A 25,646-nucleotide genomic window follows, 5' to 3' on the forward strand; every position below is an offset into this window, starting at 1 on the left:
CAATCAAGATAGCATTCACACAAGGAACGTCAGTAACATGATTGGTGTATTAGCGATCAGTTTTATCGCGTCCCATATTGCTACCAGAGTGGTCAAAGCAAAAAAACATAAAAGCAAGCTTAAGCAAACACTACTCCCTCATAAGCCCGTCATCACGCCCCTGGAAGACCGTTTTCAAGCCGCTATCGAGCAAAAATTCGACCGAATACTGGGGGATAAGCGCAACCAGCAACTGCAACGTCTGAGTGGTTCTCTCGCCACAGCGGAAATTCCCGCAGAAGCCAAACAAGATAACCGCTATTTGCTCAGTACTGGCTTGAATGCTTGGGCTGCTGTACTGCTGGGGGTGATTGCACCTGCTTGGTTGATCCTGACCGTACCGTTTTCTCTGTATCTGGTAAGAAAGCCTTTCCAACGTGCGTGGCATGGGGTGATGCATGAAGGCCGAGTGAGTGTGAATGTGGTGGATAGTGCTGCCGTCAGTATTGCTCTCCTGACAGGCTTTTGGCAGGTGACAGCGATCAGTTTGTTTCTGTATGCCACTGCCCTAAAATTGTTAAACAGGGCGAAACAAAAATCCCGCCAGCAACTATCCAACATGTTCACGCAAACGCCTGCTACGGTCTGGATTCAGCGCGGCGAGGTGGAAGCTGAAATCAAGCTAAAAAACCTGCAAGCAGATGACATCGTGGTGGTACGTTCGGGAGAAGTGATTCCAGTGGATGGCCTGATTCTGCAAGGCACGGGACTGGTTGACCAACGCGCCTTGACGGGGGAATCCCAGCCCGCCGAAAAACAAGTAGGCGATGAAGTGTTTGCTTGTACCCTGCTGCTCAGTGGGAGGGTACAAATCCAGGTACAGAGCACGGGGCAGCAAACCGTTGTTGCCCGCATTGGTGAATTGCTGCAAAAAACGGCTGGGTACAAGAATCAGCATGAGTTTCAGGCCGAACGCTTTACTGACCGCTCGGTTGTCCCCACCTTGTTGCTCAGTGCGCTGGCACTGCCGGTCAGCGGGGTATCCGGTACCATTGGGGTCTTGTGGTCGTGCTTTGGCTACAACATGCGCATTACCTCACCGATGAGTGTCATGAACTTCCTGCGCCATGCTTCCGAGCAACAAATCCTGATCAAGGATGGCATGGCATTGGATACTCTGCCCAACATTGATACAGTCGTGTTCGACAAAACTGGCACCTTGACGGAAGAAGAGCCGGAACTGTACCGGATACATATTTTTGCCCAGTATGGCGAAACAACCATGTTGGCTTATGCCGCCGCTGCCGAATACCGTCAGACCCACCCGATTGCCCGCGCCATTCTGGCGGCGGCTAATAAACAGGAACTGTCACTTCCCGGGGTTGAGGACAGCTATTGCAAACTGGGTTACGGTATCGAAGCCCGGATTGACGGGCAAACAATCCAGATCGGCAGTGCCCGGTTCATGGAAAGTAGTGGTATCAAGATACCGGAAACCGCTTGGTTGATGCAGACGGAAGCGGAAACCTCGGGTCATTCCATTGTCATGCTGGCGATAGGCAACGTGTTGGCAGGTGCGATCGAGCTACGCCCACAAATACGCACCTCAGCCCAGCAGGTGATACAGGCATTAAAAGCGCAGGGTATCCGTACCTGCATCATTTCCGGTGACCGGGATCTCCCTACCCGCCGCCTGAGTGAGACCCTTGGCATCGACCAGTATTTCGCCAATACATTGCCAGAACAGAAAGCTGAAATTGTCCAACGCTTGCAAGCCGAGGGGAGCACCGTCTGCTTCGTCGGTGATGGCATCAATGATGCGATTGCCCTCAAACAAGCTGACATCTCGGTTTCACTCAGCGGTGCAACCACGGCAGCTACTGATACGGCGCAAATCATCCTCATGGATGCCGACCTTATCCATCTGGTGACACTGACCGATATGGGGCGGCAGTTCCAACAGAACCAGCAGCAAAATATGCGTATTTCTGTCATCCCTGCCATCATCAGCATTGGCGGGATTTTCATCTTACATGGCGGCCTGTTACTGGCGGCTGGTATGTTTTACGGCGGCATGGGATTAGGTGTCAGAAATGCCATTCGACCTATCCGCCCCCCCCGACTTGAAAATAACCAGGAGTCTAGTCATGCAAACCCCACAGCAACTCAGGCAGCACTATCAGTACGTTAGGCAAGTTTCCGAGCAGATTTGTGCGCCATTGGTGACGGAGGATTACCAGATTCAGTCCATAGAGGAAACCAGTCCACCCAAATGGCATCTGGCGCATGTCACCTGGTTTTTTGAAACCTTCCTGCTCAAACTGCACAGCAAGGATTATCAGCCATTCCATCCACAGTTTGAAATATTGTTCAATTCCTACTACGAAACTGTCGGCAAGCTCCACCCACGCCCCAAACGTGGTCTGCTAGCGCGTCCCACTGTTAAGGAAGTCTATGCCTACCGTCATACAGTCGATAAAGCAATGGATGTGTTGTTCGATATGCTAGAACAGTACCCGGATGACAAAATCCAGTCTTTCATCGAACTGGGGCTAAACCATGAACAACAACATCAGGAGCTGATGTGCATGGACATCAAGCACAATTTCTCGGTCAATCCCCTGAAACCGGCCTACCGCAGTGACTTGCCCACTAGCCCGGTGGGCAACACATTTGCAGTGCAGTGGCATGAACAGACCGCCGGGGTTTATGAAGTCGGTCATGATGGCAACGGCTTTGCCTATGACAATGAAGCACCGCGCCACCCGCAGTATGTGCCTGAATTCAAACTAGCCAACCGGCTGGTGACCAATGGCGAGTATCTGGCATTCATTGAGGACGGCGGCTATCAGCAGGTTGACCTGTGGCTGTCGGATGGCTGGCATCACATCAATCAGTACGGCTGGCAATACCCCCTTTACTGGCAACGGGACGGCCAGTTCTGGCAGGAAATGACCTTGGGAGGCCTACGCCTGCTTAACCCGCACGAGCCAGTTAGCCATGTCAGTTACTACGAAGCTGATGCCTACGCCCGTTGGGCAGGCAAACGCCTACCCACCGAAGCCGAAGTCGAAATCGTGTTGGCTGGCAAACCGCTACAAGGAAATTTCTTCGACCAAGAGCATTTGCACCCACAACCAGCCACTGTGGATGGGCAATGGTTCGGTGACTTGTGGGCATGGACAGCCACTGACTATCACCCCTACCCCGGCTTCAAACCACTGGAAGGCTCGGCAGGCGAATACAACGGCAAATTCATGTGTAACCAGAAAGTGTTGCGCGGCGGATGCTGCGCCACGTCACTGGATCATATGCGCGTGACCTACCGTAACTTTTTCTATCCCCATGAACGTTGGGCATTCACCGGCATCCGAATGGCTGATAATGCAAGCAAATAATCCTATTAAAGGAGAGGAATCATGAATTTTCAATTCCACGATTACCAACCTGTATTTGAAGACCTTCATACCTCCGTGGTAAAGGGTTTACAGCAATCCCCCAAGCAATTGCATCCGAAATTTTTTTACGATGAGGAAGGTTCGCAAATTTTTGACCAGATCTGTGAGCAACCCGAATATTACGTGCCGACAGTAGAACACAGCATTTGTGAAACCTATGCCGCTGACATGATTGCCTGTCTGGGTGACGACTGCCACATCATCGAACCGGGCGCGGGCAGCAGCAAGAAAGTCCGTTTCCTGCTCAACCGGATGCAGCCTGCCATGTACGTGCCCATGGACATTTCTGCTGAACATCTGCGGGCATCGGCACAGAAGCTGGCGAACGATTATCCACGTCTGCCCATCCATGCAGTGTGTGTTGACCACACGAAGCCGTATAAATTGCCTGCTGAAATACCTGCTAACAAACGGGTATTTTTCTACCCAGGCTCCAGTCTGGGTAACTTTGACCCGGATGATGCCATCCGCTTTTTGCACGATATACGCGAAAAAGCGGGTGCGGATGGTTCATTACTGATCGGTATTGACACCAAAAAGTCGGTGGATGTATTGAACAGTGCCTACAACGATGCTGCTGGCGTCACTGCTGCTTTCAACCTCAACCTGCTGAAACGCATCCAGAATGAGCTAGACAGTGAAGTGGATGTGGACGGTTTTCACCACCATGCCTTTTACAACGAGCGACAAGGCAGGATTGAAATGCACCTATACAGCAACAAGGAGCAGACGCTGCGGGTCAGTGGCAGCACCTTCCGCTTAAGGGAGGGCGAATCGATCCATACTGAAAACTCCTACAAATACACCGTGGATGAATTCAAGGCGCTGGCTTGGGAAGCGGGTTGGCAAAGTGAGAGGGTCTGGCAGGACGAGCGCAAGTATTTCAGCGTGCACTTTCTGCGTAGTCGATGAGAAATATAACCAATTAAATCAATCTTTATACAATTTCACCCTAATTCGTTCTCATTTCAAACAGCAATTATTGAACGACTAAAACTCATTGAATCTACTGGAGAAAGATAAATGGCAATATTGAAAGATCCAACCATTGATAAAAAAGGTGTTGAGGTCGAGAACTTGTTGCGTGCCTTGCCGCAATTGGCGGATGTCAATTTCTGGCGTGGGTTAAATCCATCGGCCGCCATTTCCAATTTCCATTTTGTAGGGCAGGATGTGTCCAATCAGGTAAACGCTGCCGATATCGATGCTTATACCCGCCAACTTCAAGAAGAACGTTATTTTCAGTCTCCTGTATTGCTACCCGAGGCACTGACAAGAACCATGCGGCAATGTATCGAACAGGTCGAGCAGGCAGGGTTTCCAGCAATTTTTGCCCTCGTCTATGATGTGTTCTATGAAGGGATGGGTTATCTGGACTCAGTGATTAAGGAAATTTTGGGTAAGAATTATCGGTTGATCCCGAATTTCTGGATTTATCATATAGATAGTTCGGAGAAAGGCAAGGGGTTTGAGCCACACCGTGACACAGAATATACCGATACGATTGATGACAATGGTTTGCCCACGGTGTTAACGCTGTGGGTAGCGGTGACGGACGCAACACCGCTCAATTCCTGCATGTATGTGCTACCCGCCAACCGTGACCCTGATTATGCCAAGGCAATACACACGCTGGATAAGATTCCTATCAAACTGTTTCCACTGGAAGACATCCGGGCGATTCCTGCAAAGGCCGGTTCCCTGTCCTGCTGGGATCAGTACCTGATGCATTGGGGAAGCCGCAGTAGCAAATACGCGAAAGAACCACGTATTAGTTATGCATTTTACTGTCAGCGAGGGGATATTCCACCAGTGGATGATGCATGGATCGACCTTTCTCTACCACTGACGTTTGAACACCGTTTGGCTTTGGTATGCCGTGGCCTGAACAAATATTCCCGTCTGAATCTGAAGAGCTCAGAACATACCCAGCCATTGCAGGCATTTTTGGAAGAAAAACAGGCCGAACTAGTACACTCGACAGAGGAAAAGGTATCGGCACCATGATTGCGTACACCGCTACCTGACAGCAGCTAATCTGAGTCGGGTGCGTTGCTGGATAAACCGCTTCCCCCGACTAAACTCCTTGCGGAAGAAGCTTCTCAGCTTGTTGGCATTGACATCATCCAACGTGCCACCCGCACGGAAGTGCTTGATAAAGCTTTGTCCAACTGCGTAGGTAATGGCTCCTCCCAGCAGGGTCAGGCTGGCATTACCACCCAGTGTGCCAATGCCCGGTACAAACTTGAAGGCACTGCCCATTCCCAACAGGGCAAGCGTTGGTAGCGAGCCACCCAGCACCGCAAGCAGAACTGCCCTGACCTTGTGGCGGTCAAAAGCCACCCCGTAATGCTGACACAGTTGTTCCAGCATATTGTGTTGGGTTCCGCTCAAGGCAACCAAGTCAAACAGTGGCAAGGGTACTAACCCCAGCGCAGAACCAGCCAACACGTGATTGTTGACGATACGGTCTGCCTCCTGTTCACGGATAGCGCGGTTTTTCGTGCTCAATTCATCCTGCATGTGGCTCAGACGTGTCGTCAATTCGTCCAGCAAAGCTGCTTGCTGGCGAGATAGAACCGCTTCCCCGTCAACGAGTGTTATTGTTTCGGTATTCATAGCCTGCTCATACGTATTTGATAACCAAAGAATAACAAATAATCAGGCGCTGGCTGAATCAAAGTAACAAAACTTAACAAAATACTGCTGAAAGCCCTCAGGACAGATTGCTATGATAGCAGGCAGAATCTTGCGTGCACCGTCCACATACAATGAGTTACATAATGCAACGAGCATGGACAATACAATTGATTGGCCTTTTGGCGGTAATCTTATTGCTGGCATTCACCTTCCCGCATTTTGCGCAACGCCTGCCTGAACGTATCGCCAGTCACGCACAACAGCGTTTGCACGAACAGGGCATGAGCTGGGCAAGCGTGCAAGCGAAAGACAGGAACGTGGTAATCCGTGGCAGCACCCCCCATACCTCAGAGCAGCAACAAGCCGTGCAGACACTCCAGTCATTGTGGTACGTCCAGAACGTGGAAAATGCCACCCTCCCCCACATCGTAGAACCCTATACGATGCACATACAATGGGACGGCAATACCTTGTCACTCAACGGCTACGTCAGCAACGATGACACCAAAGCAGCCTTAGCCGGGCAGATCAAGTCTGCATTCGGCCATGCTGCCGAACTGGCAGAGGTGCAAACCGGGGCAGGTGCACCTAAGGGTTGGGAAACTATCATTGGCAATACCCTGCTTGCGCAAATCAAGCCACTCAAAACTGCCTCTATCCGCATGACGGATCAGGCTGTTAACTTCTCTGGCAAAGCCAGCACCACCCGAGAAATCGAGGCACTGAAAAAAGCCTTGGAGCCTTTACAGGCACAGGGATACGACATTTCGCTCAACATGGTGGCACTGGATAATGCAGCGATCGTCTGCCAGCAAGAATTCAACCGCTTGCTAACACAAGAAAACATCGTGTTTTCATCCGGTGGTTCCAGCATCGACAGCAAGAGCGACACCCTGTTGCAAGCGCTGGCAGACGCCGCCATCTTTTGTGCACACTCGACCATTCTGATCAGCGGTCATACTGACGATGTAGGCAGTGAAGAAACCAACCTGAAGCTCAGCGAACAACGTGCCAAGGCCGTTAAAGGCTGGCTGTTCAATCAGGGTGGCGTCCCGCTGGAGCGCCTAAAAACCGCAGGCAAGGGTTCCTCTGAACCACTGGTGAATAACGATACCGAAGCAAACCGCGCCAAAAACCGGCGCATTGAATTTATCGTGGAGGGCATTTAAATGCTGGGCTTACCCCTGATTTACGAAATGGTGCTGGTCGTCACTCTGGCCTGTTTGATTACTTGGCTAATGGGTCGCACTTTGTGCAAATCCAGGGAACACGAGGAACGCGCAGCAAAGCAGTCCCTGCAAACGGCCAATGAACAACTGGAAGCCCTACTGGCAAAAAAGGAGGCGGGCATTCATCAATTAGCAGAGCAGTTAAAAACCGCCCGGCAGGACATGACCGCCTTACAGCAGCAGCACAAAACCACTGCCAACCTGCTGAAAACGTTGCAACAGGAACATCAAACCAGCCTGACCAGCATCCAAGAGCTGACAGCTTACCGCGTACAGTTTGAAGAACTCAGCAAAATCCATGATCATCAGGCAAGACAAGTCGTAAACTTGCAAGAACACTTAACACAAACTCAGGGTGAAATGGCACAAGCTGCCGCGCTCAGCGAAGAACAACGGGTGGTTCTCCACAATACCATCGAGCAGTTACGCCAAGAAAAACAGGATGCCGAGACCCAGATCGCAGAACAACAAGCCTCACTAGCCACCTATCTGCAACAACAACAAATACTGGCAAGCCACTTAACACAAACTCAGGCTGAAATGGCACAAGCTGCCGCGCTCAGCGAAGAACAACGGGTGGTTCTGCACAATACTATCGAGCAGTTACGCCAAGAAAAACAGGATGCCGAGACCCAGATCGCGGAACAACAAGCCTCACTAGCCACCTATCTGCAACAACAACAAATACTGGCAAGTAAAGCAAGCAACCAAGATGAGCTCATTGCACAACTCAGAGAAAAGAATGCCGAATTACAGGAAACCAACGACAAACAACGCGGAATAATTGATGCTTTGAACGAAAAAGTTAACCATTATCTGCAATCCGTGAATTCCACCAACCACCGAATTTCCAGTATGCTGGAGACATTTCCCCCCCCCCAATAAAGCTTATTCCGGCGAATCACGCTGGGTACTGTTGAAAATGTTAGCGAGAACCCGCACGGGTATCAGATGTTCTTCTTTATCAGCCCACTTCGCTAAAGTGGCAGCCACGCCGGGCACTTTACGGTTGGTCATAATGCTCGCGGTAAACGCCGCCGTATGCGCATCCACCGATTTAAGGAAAGGAGCATTCAGGCTTTTACGGTGATAAGCCGCCGTATTCTGAGAAAAGTTGACCCCCTGATACTGTATTTGGGCACCTTCAAACAGGGTCAGCACACTGCGGTAGCTTGCCATCTGGATATTGCCAAAACAGATGCCATCGCTGGATCTTGATCCGTCCACGGTAATGACGAGATTACTGGAAAGGGGCGACAAGATTAAAAGTGGCTCATCATAGACTTGTAACCCACTTTCTTCCAATGAACGCCTGACTTGCTCTTTGACCTGATCTACATTTGTCCAACAACCACCCGATACTTTATCCTCAACCAACAAAACGATATTTTTGATAAGACCAACTGATTGATCAACATTAATAAACTTACCGGAACGAATGCCCATATCTTGTGCCGATACCTGAACAGGTAAACCCTCTCCCACCAGTAAAATGCCTGCTACTAACAAGACTTTGGCATACCTCACAACGGCTTACCCCCCTCTAATGATGATAAGCCCAGTTTAATGTGTTTGCTGGCAAATTAATATAAATCCTGTTTCATACAGGCTGCTCAACACAATGAGGCTACTTACCCTATCGGGCAGTAATCCGTGCGACACACCTGACTTGCATTCCCATCAACATCTCTAAAATATCACTAGGCTCCAAACGCTGCGTATAATCATGATTAAAATAATCCAGCACAACAGTTCCTTCCTGATTAATTACATAAGTAACCGGCAAGGGTAAGCGGTAAGAGTCATCGCCATTTTCTTCAGGCAACTCCAGATCGAATGCTTCGTAAATAGTGCGGACAATTTGCGGAATCGGATACGCAATCCCAAATAATTCTCCCACACGGTTTGCTTCATCGAACAGCAAGTCAAAATCCAAGCCGTATTCACGCTGCACTGCCGACAGATTTTCGGGTTTGGCAGGCGCAATGCAAAGCAAACGTGCACCGCATTCGTTGATTTGCGCCCGTATACGCTGAAGGTGCTGCAATTCCAGCGTATCGTAACCACACCAACCACCCCGGAAAAAACTCAGGACAACTGGCGCTTCCCGCAGCACGTTTGCCAGCGTAAACGTCTGACCGTGGCAGTTTGTCAGGGCAAAATCGGGAGCCGTATCACCGGTACGCAGACGGCGGCTGAAATGGTTCGAGTGCTTCAAGCCCTCAATCGCCTCCTCCAGTTGACCGAGCACTTTGGCGGAAATGTTTTTACGCTGGTTTGTCTTGAACTGTTCCAGCTCGGTGCTTAGCAAAGTCATCGTCTCTATCCAAAATTACATGAAAGGAAAAATCAGTTATCCAGCCGGGCGCATGTGCCCATGACAGACTTGAGAGTCAAGCCTAGATGACGCGCAATCGCCCAGTAAAGAATCGTATCAGCCGCCACAATGGGTTTACCCATTTCTGCTTCCAGTGTGGCGAGAATCGGTAGGGTGCGCACTGCTGTACCGGGGATCACAATCACCTCAGCATCCGGGGCGGCTTTGGCCAACGCCAGAAAAGAGCGGTTAGTCAAATCCTGCGAGAGGGTGTAGTAATCTTTCAATGACTTGCCAGGTTCAGTCAGCCCCAAATCGTGCAGGTTGGCAGCCATTAACACCTTAAAGCCGCACTGCCCCATAAAAGCGCTGAACTGGTCACGCCAGTCCGGCTCATAATACGGACAGTTAATCGCAATAGTGCTAACACCAAACGCCCGTAAACCATCCACAATTGCCAACGCGGTCATGATACAAGGTATGCCAGCCGCCTGTTGCATCGCGTCACAACGTGCTCTAGCTTCGGCTTCCGACTGCGTACCTGCCCATGCGAATGGCGTACCAACCTGCGCAATTAGCTCACAGCTCATCGCTTTAAGGCTGCGGGCATTGAGATTCAGATGTTCCTGTATTGATGGCGCTGCAATGCTTTTTAGTTGAAAATCAAAATCTGGCAGTAATAATGGTGCCTGCTGTACCCTCACCGTCTCTTCAATCACTGTCGGAAATTCAGCTACCGCTGGCTCAAACCAAGCAGGTGGGGTAATAAAGCCAATCGTTGGTACTGCACAACTCATTACATCTAATCCTATTGTTTACGTTTGTCGGGATGTTCCAATAGTGGCAACATCGCACCGGAAATATTGACCAGCAACCCCCCGGCATACAGCGCAATCGCACCACCGATACCCATACCGAACACCAAAATGCCCGATACGCAAGCGATACCTGAAGCGGTATTCATTAGTTCGCTGTTATTCATGCGTTTTTGCAGTTCAGCAGACATCTTGATCAGGTAAGGCAGGTGCAGCAGGTCAGGTGTCATCAGCACCACATCGGCGGTATCCTGCGCAATGGTTGCCGCACCATGCAGCGATACGGATACATCCGCTTTTTGCAGGGCAACCGAGTCGTTGATGCCATCACCAATAAAACAAACCTTGCGGCCTTCGTTTTGCAACCTCTCGACGTGCTTGGCTTTGTCGGCAGGCAGGGTTTCGGCAAAGTAATCGTCAATACCCAGCGTGTCAGCCAGATGCCGGGTTGGCTTTTCCTGATCACCAGAAATGATATACAGCTTGATGCCGAGTGCATGGAGCGCCTTGATGGCATCGTGGGCTTGTGGACGCAGGGTAGGCCGTAATTCGAGTGCACCCAGCAGCACTGAATTCGCAGAAGCTACGTAAACAATCGAATAGCCTTTATCACCCGCTTCCGCCTGCAAGGCTTCCAGTGCTTCGGGGATGACGGTACCGGCATTGCGGATAAAACGTTCGCTGCCGATCATAATGCTGTGCTGTGTCTGTTCAGCATCACGTAATTCCACCCGCAGGCCATGACCAATCGCGTAATCGGTATTGACCATCTCCAGCAATTCAATGCCCTGTTGCTGTGCATGGCGGCAAATCGCTTGCGCAATCGGGTGTTTTTGACGTTGTTCTGCGCTCGCCGCGTATTGCAACACCTGTGCTTCGCTAAAACCGTTACAGGCAATGACGCGCTCAATATGAGGAACTTCCTCGGTCAAGGTGCCAGTCTTGTCGAAGACCACCGTATCCACATGGTGTAGCACATCAAAAGCACGGCCATCCTTGACAAAAATGCCGTTGCGCGAGGCGATACGCAGGTAATTCAAGACAGTCAAGGGTGCAGAGGTACGCATTTGGTAACCGAAACCACTATAACTGAGGGCAATCGCGTGGCTAACGCCGATCAGTGGCAGGGCAACCGCAGATGCCAGCATGGTACGCAACGCGCCCTTCTCAACGATGGCATCACCGCGTGACTGCACCTTGTGTTTGAAGGTTGCAGCGTGTTCCAGCGTTTTGGCAATTTGCCCGGTAAGGGTTTCCGCACCCTGCTTTTCAACAATCACTTGCAAACGACCAGACACCAGCAAAGTAGAGGTGAGTACCGGGTCGCCCGGCTTTTTTTCGATGGGCTGCGCTTCCCCGGTCAGCAAATGTTGATCCACCATCCCCTCACCTGCCGCTACATAGCCATCAACGGGAATCATGTCACCAGCATTGACGACAATCATGTCTTGCGCCTGCAAACTGCTCAAGGATACTTCGATTTCCACACCGTCTTTCAGTAGCCAGACGGTTTCGGACAATTCACCAAAGATACGGCTAAAATCGGTCTGTGCTTCACGCTCGGTTTTGGCCACCAACCGACTGGTGGTAAACAACACCGTGAACAACACGCTAGTGATAAAGAAATATCCCAGAAACAGGGTAAAGCTCACTGACAGGGTGTCAAATAGCACCACTGCCAGCTTACTCTTCTTCTGATACGCTGCCCGCATTTTACGCATCAAGTAAATGTAGTTGTAACCTAGCAACGGCAAACCCGCCAATCCGATCAGTGGCGAAGTGATAGCTCCCAACCCCAACAGCCCCAGCGCACCCAGCGCAACCCTTTGCTGATGAGCGGCTTCAGCCTCAATAGCCGACATCATGCTTTTTTTACCCTTGGCATGAACAGCTTCAATGGCTACCGGCGGGGCAAGTGTGGCACTTTGAAGCGGCAGCACAGGCAATACCTTCTGCTTGGCTGTCCGCCGGTTTATCCTAACTTTAAGACGATCCAATAAGACGCCGCCCGCGCCTCCGAGCAACAAAACTGTCAAAATAGGCATGGCTTACTCTTTGCCTTCACCGGCAGGAAACAACAAGCCCATCTCATCGAGCTTCTTTGAGTGATCCACTGAGCGTATTCCCAGTGCTCTCATTGATTTTTTCGGCATAAAACTGTCCTTTTTTATTTAATGCTTATTGAATAACCTTGACCAGCTCACCCAACGCCTCATCATCCACGGCGACACCCAACCCAGGATCGTCATTCGCCATCCACATCTCGCCATTGTCAACCACAATCGGGTTATTCGTTGCTACCGTGGCGGGGGAATAATTATGAGCATCAATGGTGGTAATCAGGTTGTTGGGCGAAGTCGTCAAGGCTAAATGCGTCAGGGCGGCCGTGGTGATTTCCGTACCCCACTGGGTTGAATAGGTAATGCCCAACGTTGTTGCGCCGACAATATCCCGCACCACCCGCGCCGGAGAAATGCCACCAAACTTATTAATATGCAAAACGATGCTGTCACAGGCGTTAGTTGCATAAGCACGCAGCACATCATTCACACTGTTGAGGCTGTTATCCAGCTTGATCGGGAGATTGACCCGCTCACGCACCGAGCGACAATCATCCACTGTCCAGCAGGGCTGCTCGATGGTGAAGTCCAAATCTCGCACCCGATTGAGAATATGCAAGGCATGATCCACTCGCCAGTTACCGGCCACATCGACGGTAAACATTTCGTTATCACGCTTTTCTGCCAACAGGCTCTGGATACGCGCCAAATCCAGTTGCATGTCGCCATGACCTACCCGGAACTGGAATTGACGATAGCCTTCCAGACGCCAGTCGTTCAGGGTTTGCACCATGTCTGCTGGTGGTGCGTGGGTAATGGAGCGGTACAACGGCGCTTTTTCCTGCAACTTACCACCCAGCAGTGCGTGCAGGGGTTGCCCCAGTGACTTGCCGAGAATGTCCCAGCAGGCCATGTCAAAGCCGGTCTTGATAGCTCCCTGCCCTGGAATCATGTTCATGGTTTGCTGGATAACACCAAGCTGGCAGGGATCTTTATCCATCAAATGGCGTTCGATCAGTTCGGCACTGCTGGCCAGAATACCCGGCGCATACATGGGGTAAGAGCCGACAGCACCAGATTCACCATAACCCACCAGACCACAGTCTGTTGCAATACGGGTAATGATCACTTCGGCATTGTCCACACCCGGTTCCAGTGAACACGTGAACTTGCCGCAAATCATCGGCATTTCTTTCCGGTACAGGGAAACTTTCTTTATCTTCATCGCACTTTCCTCCTTAAAAGCGGCTACCGACACGCTTTTTCAACATGCCCGTAGTCACACCCATCACCCGTGCTTCACCGGGCTGGATAGCGTAGGCTGGGCGGGCATGACTCCAGCGCTCGTTATCAATCAGGGCAACATCGGCGTCTTGCCAGCGCAGCCCCAGCGATGCCTTGTTGTTGATGGCATAGATGGTGGCGATGTCTTCTTCGGTGAAGGGAGTGCCATCACCCACTAACATGGTATGCGGACGTTCCTCATCAAGCAGCGTGTTGAAAGGATGCCACTGATCGAAGAACAATCCGTGATTCGCCAGATTGGCAAAGAACAGGTTCTTGCCCAGTTTTTCGTTGTACTCAAAGGCATCAGCCCAGTAACTGGTACGCAAGATGCCATCCGGCATCCATTGATGATCCCAGCCTTCGGCCAGCACATAGCGCTCCACATCTTCCCGCGATTCGGTCAGGAACGTATCCTGCCAGTGCTTGTGCACAATGGTATTGTCACCATGCTTGTCGGTCATGTTACGGACATAGCGCACACCGTGTTTCTGTAACTTCTGACCAATGTCCGTTTTCAGCAGTTCATCGGTGGTAACTTCGTTATCGGATGCTAGTGTCCAGCCTCCCGTTTTGGGGCAATCCATGGAACCCAGCACCAAACAGCGGGGTGAAACCGACAGGTAGCAGCCTTCGTTGTGGTAGCCCATGTCGATGTGTGGCGGGGTATCATCAATGGAATAAACGGCATCGCTCCACTTGCTACGAGGGGCGGCACCACCTTCATAAGCATTGAAGTCCTGATAGATAATGGCACTCCAGCGCTCCAGTTCGCTCAGGTGTTGCATACCGGTATTGACCAGCACGACCAAGCCTTTCTCGTGCCACTGGTCATGAATGGCAATTTCCAGCGCATGTTGACTGGCGTACTGACTGCAATCCAGTGTGTAAGCATCCATATCAAGGGCGAGATCGCCGTTACCAAATGGGTAGATAAAGCGCTGCGCTCGGTTATAGGTCATGTTACTGCTCCTAAAAAATGTTTCATGGGTCGGGATGCCTTGCTAAAGGGTTTTACCGTATCCCGTCTTCTGTTCAGTGACACCAGTTTCGACCGAGATAGGCATTCGGTTTGTTCCAGATAATTGGCCAGACGTTTCAGACCGGCTTCAATCTGCGGGGTGGGGCAGGCAAAGTTGAGGCGGAGGAAAGCGTTATCCCGCTGCTGAAAGTCAATACCGGGTACCGAACCGATGGCATGGTACTGCGCCAATTCCAGCGCCATTTGCATGGCATCACGCCCGCCATCAGCCACATCAACCAGTGCGAAAAAACCGGCCTGTGGCTGCGAACGCAAATTCAGACCGAGATGACTGGCAGTCTGCTTGAACATCGCCCAGTTGTGACGCAGCAACGCGCGGTGTTTCCCCACTAGCTCATCTCGGTGTTGCAACAGTTCCAGTGCCAGCAACTGACTGGGTAAACTGGTACACATGTTCAACACGGCCTTGACGTTGGTCATCAACGCTACCTGTGCTTCAGGAACGATCAGATAGCCTATGCGAAAACCGGCAATCGCCAGCGATTTGGACAGACTGTTGATGATCATGTGCTGGTCAGCGACATGGATGGCACTGGGAATGGGGGTATCCCCTAATGGCAGATCTTGGTACACCTCGTCAAAAATCACCGGAACACCCAAGCTAGCGATCACTTCCAATTCCGCCGCTGACAACACAGCACCGTGTGGATTACTGGGCGAATTGATCAGAATCGCCTGCGTTTTACTGGAAATGAAACGCGGCAGTTGCTCCACGTCGATGCAATAATCATCCCTGACGGGTACAAAGCGACACCGGGCTGAAAAAATCTTCGCCATGACCCTGTAAGCAGGATAGTGTGATTCGGGCAAAATGATTTCCCCGCCGGTTTCCAACAACATGGCTAACGCAATGGTCAGTGCCCCGGAGGCACCATCAGTAATGCAAACCCGCTCCGGTGATAAGTCGTAGCCGAACTGTTCCCGGTAATGACGGCAAACAGCGTGACGCAAACTGGCCATACCATTAATATCCCCGTAACTGACATGCCTACCAAGCATTTTCCTATCTAGATGTATGTCAACATGCTCAAAGGGATTGAAAGAGGATACCCCCTTACCGAAATTGACCGGTTCCAAGCGACGATGATCCGTGCTATCGAAAACATTCATGATTTCGTCCATCGCAAGCGACGGGTACGAACGATAGTGATCAAACATTACCTTAACCCTTCCTCGTAATAGGTACCTGAAAAAAGATTAGGTGCAACTAATGCACAGCACAAGCAAACGTGACATTTCTTAACATTTAACAGAGACACCGTTTACGCTGTGCAGAGCAGCCAAGCTATCCAGTACCTGCGAGAGGGTTTTGTAAGGTTGGCGGGGCAATAAATCAATCAGATCACCCAGCTTATGCGGATACTGTGCCAGCAGCGCACGACTCCAGATGGGGTCAACATTTTTCTGTGCCAGTACGCCATACAAGTGGCGGTCATCCCCATCAACCTGACGTAACGACAGGTATTGTTCACAAAACGCCCGCGTTTCTGTTTCAATCGACGCTTTCGCCAACGCATTAGCAGCCAGATACCCCCCCAGCGAGGTATTACCACCGGCTAGACCAAAACCATTCAGCGAAACATCAATCAGGTCACAACCACAAGCAAATGCACAGTTGGAGTTCTCAATCGCGTTACCCAGCGTATCATGCGCATGGAACCCTAGCGGCTGATGGCAATGCTGTTTCGCCACGGCAATCAGCGGTTCGATTTCGTGCGGCGACAAGGCTCCCCGTGAATCAGCAAAGTAAACCCGGTCAATACTGTTTGACGGGGAAATCTTTTGCAGAAGGTCAGCCACTTCATCATGCCGGTAGGAAGAAATGCAAATCAGGTTCAGACTAACCTTGATGGTTGATGACTGTTCATGCAGATAGTCAGCAATCCGTAATGCTTGGTCAATCACCTCCGCCGTACAGGTCAGACGCACCAGCGACAAATAGAGCAACTTACCCGCAACTGCCGCCTGCCAGCCGTCCTCTGCCGGGTTCAACATGCCGACGAATTGCAGATCAGGATGCTGACGCACACTCTCCGCCAAAAATTCGACAGGGCAGCCGTTGACCAGTGAGGTCGTTGCGGCTGGTGGGCGCAGAAAACCGATTTCCACCTGCGTCACGCCCTGCCTGCCAAGGAAACCCAACAGCGCATCGATCTCCTCACGGGAAAACTGCCACTGGTTGAGATAACCGCCATCCCGTAACGTTACATCCAGTATATTGTGGAAACTGATGCCATGCATATTTTGCAGCCTGCTCCGTGAAACGGTTTAAATTCCCGTGAAGCGTAGTCAGGCTTTGTTGCAAACGCAATAAAACGCAACATTTCTTAACATTTTTACCGTTGAGTTCAGGAGCAAGTTGCGTAACAGTATGGGTTCGTTGAGACGAAGCTTTACCCAAGGAAGATATATGCCTCTCAGGATCAGCAAAATCACGGTTTACGCACTCGAACTTCCCCTCAACAAACCCTATCGGGTGTCAGGCGGGCGCGTGTATGTAGAAAAAATGGACAGTGTGATCGTCGCTATCGAGACCGATAACGGACTGATCGGGTGGGGCGAAGGTTGCCCGTTTGGTAACGCTTACCTACCGGCATTTTCGGCAGGCATTCATGCTGGCATTGCCGAACTAGCCCCCCATCTGCTAGGTGAAAATCCGCTGCATCTGGAACAATTCAACCACACGATGGATATTCTTCTGGCTGGGCATTGGTACGTCAAATCAGCCTTGGATATGGCCTGTTGGGACATTCTCGGCAAGCATACCCAGCTACCCCTGTATGCTTTGCTGGGCGGGCGCTTCAGCCATAGCGTCGACATTCTGGGGGTATTTGCCAACGGTACGCCGGATGAAATGGTTGCTGATCTGCGTAACCTGCGCAAATTGGGTTACCACCTCTTTTCCCCCAAAATTGGCGGTGACGTAGCCGTGGACATTGCCCGGATCGAAGCTATCCGTGCCGACCTGCAAGCCCACGAAAAAATCACCCTTGACGCCAACCGGAGCTGGTTGCCAGATCAGGCCATACAAATCATCAATGCGATCAATGATCCCACCCTATATTTCGAGCAACCCTGCGAAACGCTGGATGAATGCCGCGCCGTGCGTCAATTGACCCGCAACCCGCTGATTCTGGATGAGTGTATTCACAGCTTTGCCGATTTGCTGCAAGCTCAACGGGAGAATATCGCCCAAGCCATCAACATCAAGCTGGGGCGGGTTGGCGGTGTAACTAAAGCACGCCGGATGCGGGATTTCTGTGTCAATACGGGGCTGCGCATGAACATTGAGGAAACGGGCGGCAGCGTTATTGCCAGCACCGCAGCCGTGCATTTGGCTGTGGCCACCCCCCCCCGTTACCGGCTGGCAACGTCGGACAACACCCGTCTGCACAAAATCGTGCCAGCCATGGGCGGCTATATTTTTGATACTGGCGTCGGCATACCCCCAGACACGCCCGGACTGGGCGTTGACCCCATTCTGGACATATTGGGCGAACCCGTTGCCGTCTACAGCTAACCTATTTCTGTTTTCACCCTCAACTTATGGATCGAAACACTACCATGACCAGTCACCAGGAACGCTATGATAATTGGGCCCCCGACTACAACAAAGATGTCGCCGCCAGAAACTACGACGGCCCCGAATACATGGTTGAATACCTCATGGAACTGGCAGACGCGAATAAAGTGCCGGTCTCGCCTTCACTGCCAGACTTCAAGATCCTTGACGTGGCCTGTGGCTCAGGGCTGGTAGGGCAGATGCTGCAAAAAAAGGGCTTCAGCCACATTGACGGTACTGACCTGTCACAGGGCATGATTGTCGAAGCACATCATTCTGGTGCTTACCAGACCCTGATGGCATGGATCAACCTGAACCAGCCGCTGCCCTTTTTCCTGCATGGACAATACGATCTGACCGTTTGCTGCGGTGTGTTTGCGCTGGACTTCGTTGAGCCAAAATCACTCAGTCATCTGGTGCAAGTGACCAAACCAGGCGGCACCATCATCATGAGCACCAAAACCACGTATTACGACACTTACGATTTCGCTGGGTATTACCAAAGCTTGGTGGAAACAGGTGCACTGGAACTGGTCGACTACCGCATGAACAAGCCTTACCTCGGCACTGAAGCCGATGGGCATTACTGGGTATTCAACGTTCCGGCGGCGCAAGAGGGCGCAGCATGACCAAACAATGCCTGTTTCTGAATAACCGCGAACCTTACCCTGAAGACTGCTTTGACCGCATCCCCGGCATCGAAATGGTCTGGGCACAAAACCATACCAGTCGCTTTTCACTGGTGGAATCGCTGGAAACCCACCCAGACACACAAATCCTGATCACTACCCTGATGGATTTGCACGCCGCTAATCTCGCCAAACTGCCCAAGCTGGAGCTGATCATCACCATCACCACCGGCACCGATTACATTGATAAAGCGTATTGCCAACAGCACGGCATCAAAATCCGCAACACGCCGGGCTTTACCGGTGCATCGGTTGCCGAACACGCAATGGCGTTGATGCTGGCTTCTGCCAAGCGTATTGCCGATTTCAACCGTGAAATCCGCACGGGTGACTTCCAGATTTTCGAGCATCAGGGCATTGAATTGTGCGGCAGGCAAGCCGGTATCATCGGCATGGGCGCAATCGGTTCACAAGTTGCCCGAATGCTGCAAGGCTTTGGTATCAACACTGTATTCTGCAACCGCAGCCCGAAAAACAGCGATCTCGCCACCCAAGTGGACATGGATAGCCTGCTGGCGAATAGCGACATTATTTTCTTAACCCTGTCACTGAATGCCGACTCCCGCCACCTGATCAACGCAGAGACGCTGGCGAAGGTCAAACCGGGCGCTATCCTCATCAATATCTCACCGGATGAACTGATTAATATGGCTGACCTGAAAGAGGCGCTGGAAAGCGGCAAGTTGTCGTATGCAGGCATGGACATCCACCACGAAGACGAACGCTTTCTGCAACTGCCCAACACCGTTCTGAGTCCGCGTCGTGCCTGGTACACGCAGGATGCTTTCAACCGCCGCATTGCCATTTTCACCCAGACATTGGCGGATTACATGCAGGATCAAACCCTATGAAACTGTTACTGATACAGGGTGCAAACCTGAACTCACTCGGCAAACGTGAGGGCAATACCTACGATAGCACCACTGCCGAACAACTCGACGCCATGCTAACGCAGCACGCCAGCGACTGGGGTTACGCGCTGGACATTTTCTACACCAATATCGAAGGCGAAGCCGTCAACAAAGTGTACGATAGTGTTGCGTCAGGTGTAGATGGCATTCTCGCTAACCCTGCGGGTTTCACTTACAACGCTTACTCGCTGCGGGATTGCCTGAATTACGTCGCGCCGCCTTATGTGGAAATCCATCTCACCAATATCGACCAGCGAGAAATTAAGTCAGCCTTGTCATCCGCCGCTGTCGGCGTGGTACACGGCTTTGGCATCAACTCCTATTTTGTCGCGCTGGAAGCCCTGTTAAGGCACCTCAAACATGAAAAATCTCAGGATCATTGAAGTTTGCTCGGAACTGGGCGCAGCACAACTGGGAGCCAGCATGGGGCCAGATGCCATCCGTATGGCAGCGTATCAGGCGGGCAGTGATTTTTTCGCCCGTCATGCGATTATCCGCCTACCGGAGCGCAACAAGCTGCTCGCCGACAAACACCACAATCCGGGTTGCCCGCATGTCAAACGGCTGCGTTACATTCTGGAAAACTGCCAGACCGTCTGTAATACCGTAACTGATACGCTGGAAGCCGGGGATTTCCCACTGGTGCTCTCCGCCGACCATTCATCCGCCATCGGCAGCATCGCGGGTATCAAACAGGCTTACCCGGAAGAGCGGCTGGGCATCATCTGGATCGATGCGCACAGCGATATGCATTCCCCTTACACCACCCACTCCGGCAACATGCACGGGATGCCATTGGGAGCAGCACTGGGCATGGATGAACAAGCCCGAATCCTGCTGGGCGAAAAACCCAACGTATTGCCGCTGGCTGACCAACGTCAGTGGAACCACTTAAAAGCATTGGGTGGCACTCTTCCCAAGGTGCTGCCGGAAGATCTGGTATTGATCGGCGTGCGCTTTTTCAAACCGGAACATTCGATCCTGATTAATGATCAGGGCATAAAGCTGTATTCCGTAGCCATGATTCGTGAGCAAGGCGCAGACTTTTATGCCAAACTCATCCATGAACAATTACAGCATTGCGACCGACTGTACGTTTCGTTTGATGTTGATAGTCTGGACTGTGATGTGGTTTCGCGCGGCACAGGTACTCCCGAACCCGATGGTCTGTATATGGATGAAGCACTGACACTCATGCAAGCGATCATGACCAACCCCAAGGTCTGCTGTCTGGAAATTGCCGAAGTCAACCCGGTGCTGGACGACAAGGGCAATGCCATGGGAGAAGCTGCCTGGAACATTCTGGAAAAGACGATCGAAAACCGTACTCATCTTCCTGATAGCACGTTGCAACGCTAAGCTGCATACCTTTCAAACCCGTCATTGGAAACCTTGGTATTAATAATGAGCAAACCCGTCCCCCTATCCCATTGGTTAAAACAGGCATTGGGTTTGGCTACACATGGATGATACATCAGCCGTGCATATTCACACTGCCCGTCCTGAGCAGGTCGATCAGGCAGAAAAGACGTTGCTGGATCAGGTGGAACTCGCCCGCGCCACTACCTTCAAATTTCCCAAAGACCGGGAGCTGTATGTTGCAGCACATATTTTTCTACGGCAGACACTGAGTCAGTATGCCCCCGTCTCCCCCGCCGACTGGCAGTTCGACACCAATGCGTATGGCAAGCCATTTATTATCAATTCCGGTTATCAATGGCTACAGTTCAATCTGTCGCATACACAGGGTTTAATCGCCTGCGCCGTCAGTCATGGCTTGCCTGTTGGCGTAGATGTGGAACGATGCAAACCATTAAGCGATCTGGATGCACTTTGCCGCTATACCCTGTCTCCGTTGGAAGCCTATGATGTGCTGTCAATCAGCAATACAGAACAAAGGGCACGCCGCTTTTTCACCTACTGGACACTGAAAGAAGCCTATATCAAAGCTCGAGGCATAGGGCTCTCCCTTCCCCTACAGCAATTCACTTTTGTACAAGATGAAAATCTGACATGGCAGTTATATACGGATGAAACGACCGTGCCTGATAACAGTAGAAGCTGGCAATTTGATACCGAAATCATTGGGCAGCACTATTTATCGATCGGTGCACAGAACACAAAGCTCGTTAATACCCATGAGTTGACTTTTTCTATATTCACTGGATCGTGACTGACTCAGAGCGGTTTGATGTGCAAACTACCGGATTCCAGTTGGGTGAACGGATAGACCTTATCGCCTTCCTGTTTAGGAATCAGCTTCATCTGCTTACGCAGGCTGAACTGACGTACACTGCCATTACCCTCCAGCACCTTACCTTCCAGCGCCACGGTGTCACCAGCATGTAGCACCACAATATCGTCTTCCTGCAAATCCGCCACGGCTGTTTCGATTTCCGCGCCGTCACGCAGCACCCAGACCCGCGCATAACGGGGATTGAATGGCTTGGAAAAACCGACATTATTGGTGATATTTCCCGCATGTAGCAGCAGCTTGCGGGTGCCGAATGAAAACAGCAACAGCACCGAAGCCGTCACCGTACTGCCCGTCGCCAGCGAACCTACCACACCGATACCCTCGAACAAAGTAGCAGGGGATTTCTGATCGGTCTTGTCAGACTGGCGAATGGTACGCACGAAATGGTAGGTATTGTAACCTAGCAGCGGCAAACTCAGCAGCCGCACGGGGGGGTAAAACAAGGAACCGGCTGCCGACAAGGCTAATGTATACCAAGCAACTTTTTGGTAATGATTCAGCTCCCCCACATCATCGAATACCTTGACCGCACCCGCCGATGGCAAACTGTTGTGGTGCACGGTATCAGGCGCTGGCAGGCTGGGAACATGTTCCAGCTCATGGCTTTTTCTGTACTGCCGCCAGAGCGCACTTGCCGCCCCGCTGACGATTAACAACATACCTAACTGAATCATGCCAACACCTCTTGTTACCCATTACACCTAGATTATCAATGAATCATTATTTCACCTGCCTACACAACAAGAAAGTATCCGCAACATTTCTTAACATTCTTTGTGCCTATTAAATGCTACATTACGAGGCAGCCCAGTCCATAGCCCCAAAGTGTCAAAAATGAAACTGAAATGCAAATCCTGCAAAATATGGCTACCGTTGCTTGCGATTCTGGGCGCTGGTTTTTACATTGCTTGGCAATTTGTTCCACCAGCGGCTTCCAACAACCTGCGCATCGCCGCAGGCAGTGAAGGCAGCACTTACTACCATTATGCGCAGGCATACCAACAATCGCTCAAATCGGAAGGTATCAACCTAGAGCTTCAAACCACCGCCGGTTCGGTTGAATCCCTGAAACTGCTGCGTGAAGGCAAGGTCGATTTGGCATTTATTCAGGGCGGGATTGGCAAAAATGTGCCAGCAGAAGAAGGTCTGCACTCCATCGCCAGCCTGTTCTACGAACCCTTGTGGGTATTTATGCGCAAAGACACGGGCAATCAAAGCACCAGTTACCTGCACGAACTGCAAGGCAAGCGTTTGGCCATTGGTGAGGAAGGCAGTGGCACTCATGCTTTGGCATCGCGTCTGTTGTATGACAGCGGTGTCAAGAGCGACAATACCACACTGTTCAGCGTCAGCGGCAAAAACGCCATCAGCAAACTGGAAGCGGGTGTCATCGACGCGGCCTTTTTTGTATCCGCACCCGAATCCGACACGGTTACCCAACTGACGAATCACGTCGATATCCAAATCATGAATTTCAAGCGTCATGCTGATGCTTACACCCGCCGTTACCCGTTTCTGGATGCCCTGCATCTGGGCGAAGGTTCACTCAACCTGCAAACCAATGTCCCCCATAATGACATGACCTTACTGGCTGCCACGGCGGCTTTAGTGGTGAGCAAAAATATGCACGCAGATCATATCCGCCTGCTGACCCGAGAAGCCCTGCGCATTCACAGTAAAGCGGGGCTGTTGGAAAAACCCTGGCAGTTCCCGTCCAAGCAGCACCTGGAAATTCCCATTCACCCCGATGCTGAGCAATATTTGCAAAATGGCCCGTCCTTTCTAGAAACATACCTGCCATTTTCAGTTGCTGCCCGCTTGGATCAGCTCAAGATCATGCTGATTCCCCTGCTGACGCTGCTGCTACCGCTGGCCAAGGGTGTGGTGCCACTGTATCAAAGACGCATCCGCTCACGCACTTACCGCTGGTACAAGGATCTCAATCAGGTTGACCGCGAACTAGGCAACTACGATTTGCACAAAACACAACAAGCCATCGGTAACATGAAGCAACTACACGGCGAGTTGGCGCGGGAAGTTTCTGTACCACTGTCCTACATGTCGGAGTTTTACGCCATGCGGGTACATACCGACCATATCCTCAGGCGCTTGCAGGAAAGGGAAACCAGCTTGCTGGGTGATACAGACAACAAAGCCGTTGAGACTTTTCCTGCAAACGAACCACCTGACGACATAGCTATGCCCACATCCGTGGCAAACGAAGCGGTAGAGGTGGATGTGGATGTGGATGTGGTTGCCCCCGAATCCATCAAGAGCATGGCATCCAAGCTTCATATACCACACAGCTTCAGCCTTTCTACCCTTAAATTATCCAGAAATCAGGCACAACCGGCAGACGCTAGTACACCCCATTACGCCGATACTAAAGACAAAACTGCCACTAGCGCTATCAAAAACATAGCGGCAAAAATACACCTGCCACGCCATTTCGACCTCTCTACGTTGCGACCATCTGCCACCAAGCAAGAAGAGGCAGAAAAAATAGCCAAAGCCGAGGCAGCCGCTGCGGTGCGGGCGCAGGAAGAAGCACGATTAGCCAGCATTGCTGCCATTGCTGCCAGACATAAACAAGCCAATCACCTTGTCGGAAAGCATATTGCAGCGGGTATGGCACTTAGTGCGGTTCCTATACCCATACTGGATGTTGCAGCCTTAACCAGCACCCAGCTTAACCTGATACACAGCCTCAGCGAGCATTACGGTGTGGATTTCGACCGGAAACACGGCAAGTTCATCCTGCTATCCATGATAAGCAGCTCCCTGCCAACCACCGCCATGATGGGACTAAGCAGTCTGAGCAAATCCATTCCGGGTATCGGTACACTGGGCGGCGGAGCAAGCCTGGCCGCCTTGTCTGGTGCTATCATTTTCGCCACCGGAAAGGTCTTCATCCGGCATTTTGATGCAGGTGGCAAGCTCGAGGATTTTGATAGCAAACAGCAGCAGGACGATTTCCGCAAAGCACTAAAGGAAGGTCTGAAGAAGGATGAGGAAGCACTAGCGGGGCAATCGGCCTGATCACCCCCCAGTGTTAAAGACCTTATGCCTTGGCGGCAGCTTCCTGAACTTCTTCAGCTTTTCCAACCTTTTCCTCGACCACTGTCACTACAGCTTCAGCGGCATCTTCGGCCTTGTCTTCAGCCTTCTTCTGGAAAGAAGCCATAAACGAGCTGACGCCGTTTTTCAGCTTCTCACTGGTTTCATTCAACCATTGCTTGGCATTGTCATCTTTATAAACATAAGTGGTGACTGCGCCAACCGCAGCGCCCACAACGAAATTTAATGGAAACATCTCATTACTCCTTAATGTGCAAAGCACTGTTATTATACAGGCTGAAACACAGATAAATTGTTAAGAATTGTTAAGTAGCACTTTTCTGTA

The 25,646-nt window shown here is 51.3% G+C and carries 24 protein-coding genes; 13 read left to right on the forward strand and 11 right to left on the reverse strand.

Annotated elements, in window-relative coordinates:
• Positions 1-37 precede the first annotated feature (37 nt).
• The 4 genes from J9253_RS15780 (at position 38) to J9253_RS15795 (ending at position 5,444) form a co-directional block, all read left to right on the forward strand.
• Positions 38-2,170 (forward strand): heavy metal translocating P-type ATPase, encoded by a 2,133-nt coding sequence (locus J9253_RS15780; protein WP_210221861.1) that lies wholly within the window; start codon positions 38-40, stop codon positions 2,168-2,170.
• Positions 2,127-3,377 (forward strand): ergothioneine biosynthesis protein EgtB, encoded by a 1,251-nt coding sequence (gene egtB / locus J9253_RS15785; RefSeq protein ID WP_210221862.1) that lies wholly within the window; start codon positions 2,127-2,129, stop codon positions 3,375-3,377. Before J9253_RS15780 ends, egtB begins: the two co-directional genes overlap by 44 nt.
• A 21-nt stretch (positions 3,378-3,398) precedes the next feature.
• Complete coding sequence (egtD, locus tag J9253_RS15790) at positions 3,399-4,349, forward strand: L-histidine N(alpha)-methyltransferase (protein WP_210221863.1); 951 nt, start codon at positions 3,399-3,401, stop codon at positions 4,347-4,349.
• Positions 4,350-4,460: 111 nt separating this feature from the next.
• Complete coding sequence (locus J9253_RS15795) at positions 4,461-5,444, forward strand: phytanoyl-CoA dioxygenase family protein (RefSeq protein WP_210221864.1); 984 nt, start codon at positions 4,461-4,463, stop codon at positions 5,442-5,444.
• Positions 5,445-5,456: 12 nt separating this feature from the next.
• Here the strand turns inward: J9253_RS15795 and J9253_RS15800 are convergent, their stop codons facing one another.
• On the reverse strand, positions 5,457-6,056 hold the full coding sequence (locus J9253_RS15800) for a YcjF family protein (RefSeq protein ID WP_210221865.1): 600 nt from the start codon (positions 6,054-6,056) through the stop codon (positions 5,457-5,459).
• A 164-nt stretch (positions 6,057-6,220) separates the two neighbouring features.
• Between J9253_RS15800 and J9253_RS15805 the strand changes: the two genes are divergently transcribed.
• A complete protein-coding gene (locus tag J9253_RS15805; RefSeq protein ID WP_210221866.1) occupies positions 6,221-7,246 on the forward strand; it encodes an OmpA family protein in 1,026 nt (341 codons plus the stop codon).
• Positions 7,247-8,191, forward strand: coding sequence for a coiled-coil domain-containing protein (locus J9253_RS15810; RefSeq protein ID WP_210221867.1), 945 nt, complete (start codon positions 7,247-7,249; stop codon positions 8,189-8,191). It abuts the gene before it with no gap.
• A gap of 3 nt (positions 8,192-8,194) precedes the next feature.
• Here the strand turns inward: J9253_RS15810 and J9253_RS15815 are convergent, their stop codons facing one another.
• The 8 genes from J9253_RS15815 to J9253_RS15850 form a co-directional block, all read right to left on the reverse strand.
• Complete coding sequence (locus J9253_RS15815) at positions 8,195-8,815, reverse strand: hypothetical protein (RefSeq protein WP_210221868.1); 621 nt, start codon at positions 8,813-8,815, stop codon at positions 8,195-8,197.
• Positions 8,816-8,942: 127 nt separating this feature from the next.
• A complete protein-coding gene (locus tag J9253_RS15820; RefSeq protein WP_210221869.1) occupies positions 8,943-9,623 on the reverse strand; it encodes a peroxiredoxin-like family protein in 681 nt (226 codons plus the stop codon).
• Positions 9,624-9,655: 32 nt separating this feature from the next.
• A complete protein-coding gene (locus J9253_RS15825) occupies positions 9,656-10,420 on the reverse strand; it encodes an aspartate racemase/maleate isomerase family protein (protein ID WP_210221870.1) in 765 nt (254 codons plus the stop codon).
• A gap of 11 nt (positions 10,421-10,431) precedes the next feature.
• Positions 10,432-12,378: a heavy metal translocating P-type ATPase gene (locus tag J9253_RS15830; protein WP_210221871.1), complete on the reverse strand. Its 1,947-nt coding sequence runs from the start codon at positions 12,376-12,378 to the stop codon at positions 10,432-10,434.
• Positions 12,379-12,616: 238 nt separating this feature from the next.
• The gene (locus J9253_RS15835) at positions 12,617-13,723 is read right to left on the reverse strand and encodes a mandelate racemase/muconate lactonizing enzyme family protein (RefSeq protein ID WP_210221872.1); all 1,107 of its coding nucleotides are present in this window, start codon (positions 13,721-13,723) and stop codon (positions 12,617-12,619) included.
• A gap of 13 nt (positions 13,724-13,736) precedes the next feature.
• A complete protein-coding gene (locus J9253_RS15840) occupies positions 13,737-14,744 on the reverse strand; it encodes a TauD/TfdA family dioxygenase (protein WP_210221873.1) in 1,008 nt (335 codons plus the stop codon).
• On the reverse strand, positions 14,741-15,982 hold the full coding sequence (locus J9253_RS15845; protein ID WP_323128848.1) for a pyridoxal phosphate-dependent aminotransferase: 1,242 nt from the start codon (positions 15,980-15,982) through the stop codon (positions 14,741-14,743). Before J9253_RS15845 ends, J9253_RS15840 begins: the two co-directional genes overlap by 4 nt.
• 81 nt (positions 15,983-16,063) lie before the next feature.
• Positions 16,064-17,065 carry a beta/alpha barrel domain-containing protein gene (locus J9253_RS15850; RefSeq protein ID WP_210221875.1) on the reverse strand — a complete coding sequence of 334 codons (1,002 nt, stop codon included), beginning with the start codon at positions 17,063-17,065 and terminating at the stop codon, positions 16,064-16,066.
• Positions 17,066-17,234: 169 nt separating this feature from the next.
• On the opposite strand from J9253_RS15850, the gene J9253_RS15855 reads away from it, so the two are divergent.
• From J9253_RS15855 to J9253_RS15880, 6 genes are all read left to right on the forward strand, one after another.
• A complete protein-coding gene (locus tag J9253_RS15855; protein WP_210221876.1) occupies positions 17,235-18,344 on the forward strand; it encodes a mandelate racemase/muconate lactonizing enzyme family protein in 1,110 nt (369 codons plus the stop codon).
• 44 nt (positions 18,345-18,388) lie between these two features.
• Entirely contained in the window at positions 18,389-19,015 is a 627-nt protein-coding gene (locus tag J9253_RS15860; protein WP_210221877.1) for a class I SAM-dependent DNA methyltransferase, read from the forward strand.
• Complete coding sequence (locus tag J9253_RS15865; RefSeq protein ID WP_210221878.1) at positions 19,012-19,926, forward strand: 2-hydroxyacid dehydrogenase; 915 nt, start codon at positions 19,012-19,014, stop codon at positions 19,924-19,926. The genes J9253_RS15860 and J9253_RS15865 overlap by 4 nt, the downstream gene beginning before the upstream one ends.
• Positions 19,923-20,369, forward strand: a complete 447-nt coding sequence (locus J9253_RS15870) for a type II 3-dehydroquinate dehydratase (protein ID WP_210221879.1) — start codon at positions 19,923-19,925, stop codon at positions 20,367-20,369. The genes J9253_RS15865 and J9253_RS15870 overlap by 4 nt, the downstream gene beginning before the upstream one ends.
• The gene (locus tag J9253_RS15875; protein WP_210221880.1) at positions 20,347-21,345 is read left to right on the forward strand and encodes an arginase; all 999 of its coding nucleotides are present in this window, start codon (positions 20,347-20,349) and stop codon (positions 21,343-21,345) included. The genes J9253_RS15870 and J9253_RS15875 overlap by 23 nt, the downstream gene beginning before the upstream one ends.
• A 103-nt stretch (positions 21,346-21,448) precedes the next feature.
• Positions 21,449-22,159: a 4'-phosphopantetheinyl transferase family protein gene (locus J9253_RS15880; protein WP_210221881.1), complete on the forward strand. Its 711-nt coding sequence runs from the start codon at positions 21,449-21,451 to the stop codon at positions 22,157-22,159.
• A 5-nt stretch (positions 22,160-22,164) separates the two neighbouring features.
• Here the strand turns inward: J9253_RS15880 and J9253_RS15885 are convergent, their stop codons facing one another.
• Positions 22,165-22,917, reverse strand: coding sequence for a P-type ATPase (locus J9253_RS15885; protein WP_210221882.1), 753 nt, complete (start codon positions 22,915-22,917; stop codon positions 22,165-22,167).
• Between the two features lie 160 nt (positions 22,918-23,077).
• On the opposite strand from J9253_RS15885, the gene J9253_RS15890 reads away from it, so the two are divergent.
• Positions 23,078-25,282, forward strand: a complete 2,205-nt coding sequence (locus J9253_RS15890; protein ID WP_210221883.1) for a TAXI family TRAP transporter solute-binding subunit — start codon at positions 23,078-23,080, stop codon at positions 25,280-25,282.
• 22 nt (positions 25,283-25,304) lie between these two features.
• On the opposite strand, the gene J9253_RS15895 is transcribed toward J9253_RS15890, so the two are convergent.
• On the reverse strand, positions 25,305-25,556 hold the full coding sequence (locus tag J9253_RS15895; RefSeq protein ID WP_210221884.1) for a hypothetical protein: 252 nt from the start codon (positions 25,554-25,556) through the stop codon (positions 25,305-25,307).
• Between the last annotated feature and the right edge of the window lie 90 nt (positions 25,557-25,646).

The organism is Thiothrix litoralis, assembly GCF_017901135.1.
Taxonomy (GTDB): domain Bacteria; phylum Pseudomonadota; class Gammaproteobacteria; order Thiotrichales; family Thiotrichaceae; genus Thiothrix; species Thiothrix litoralis.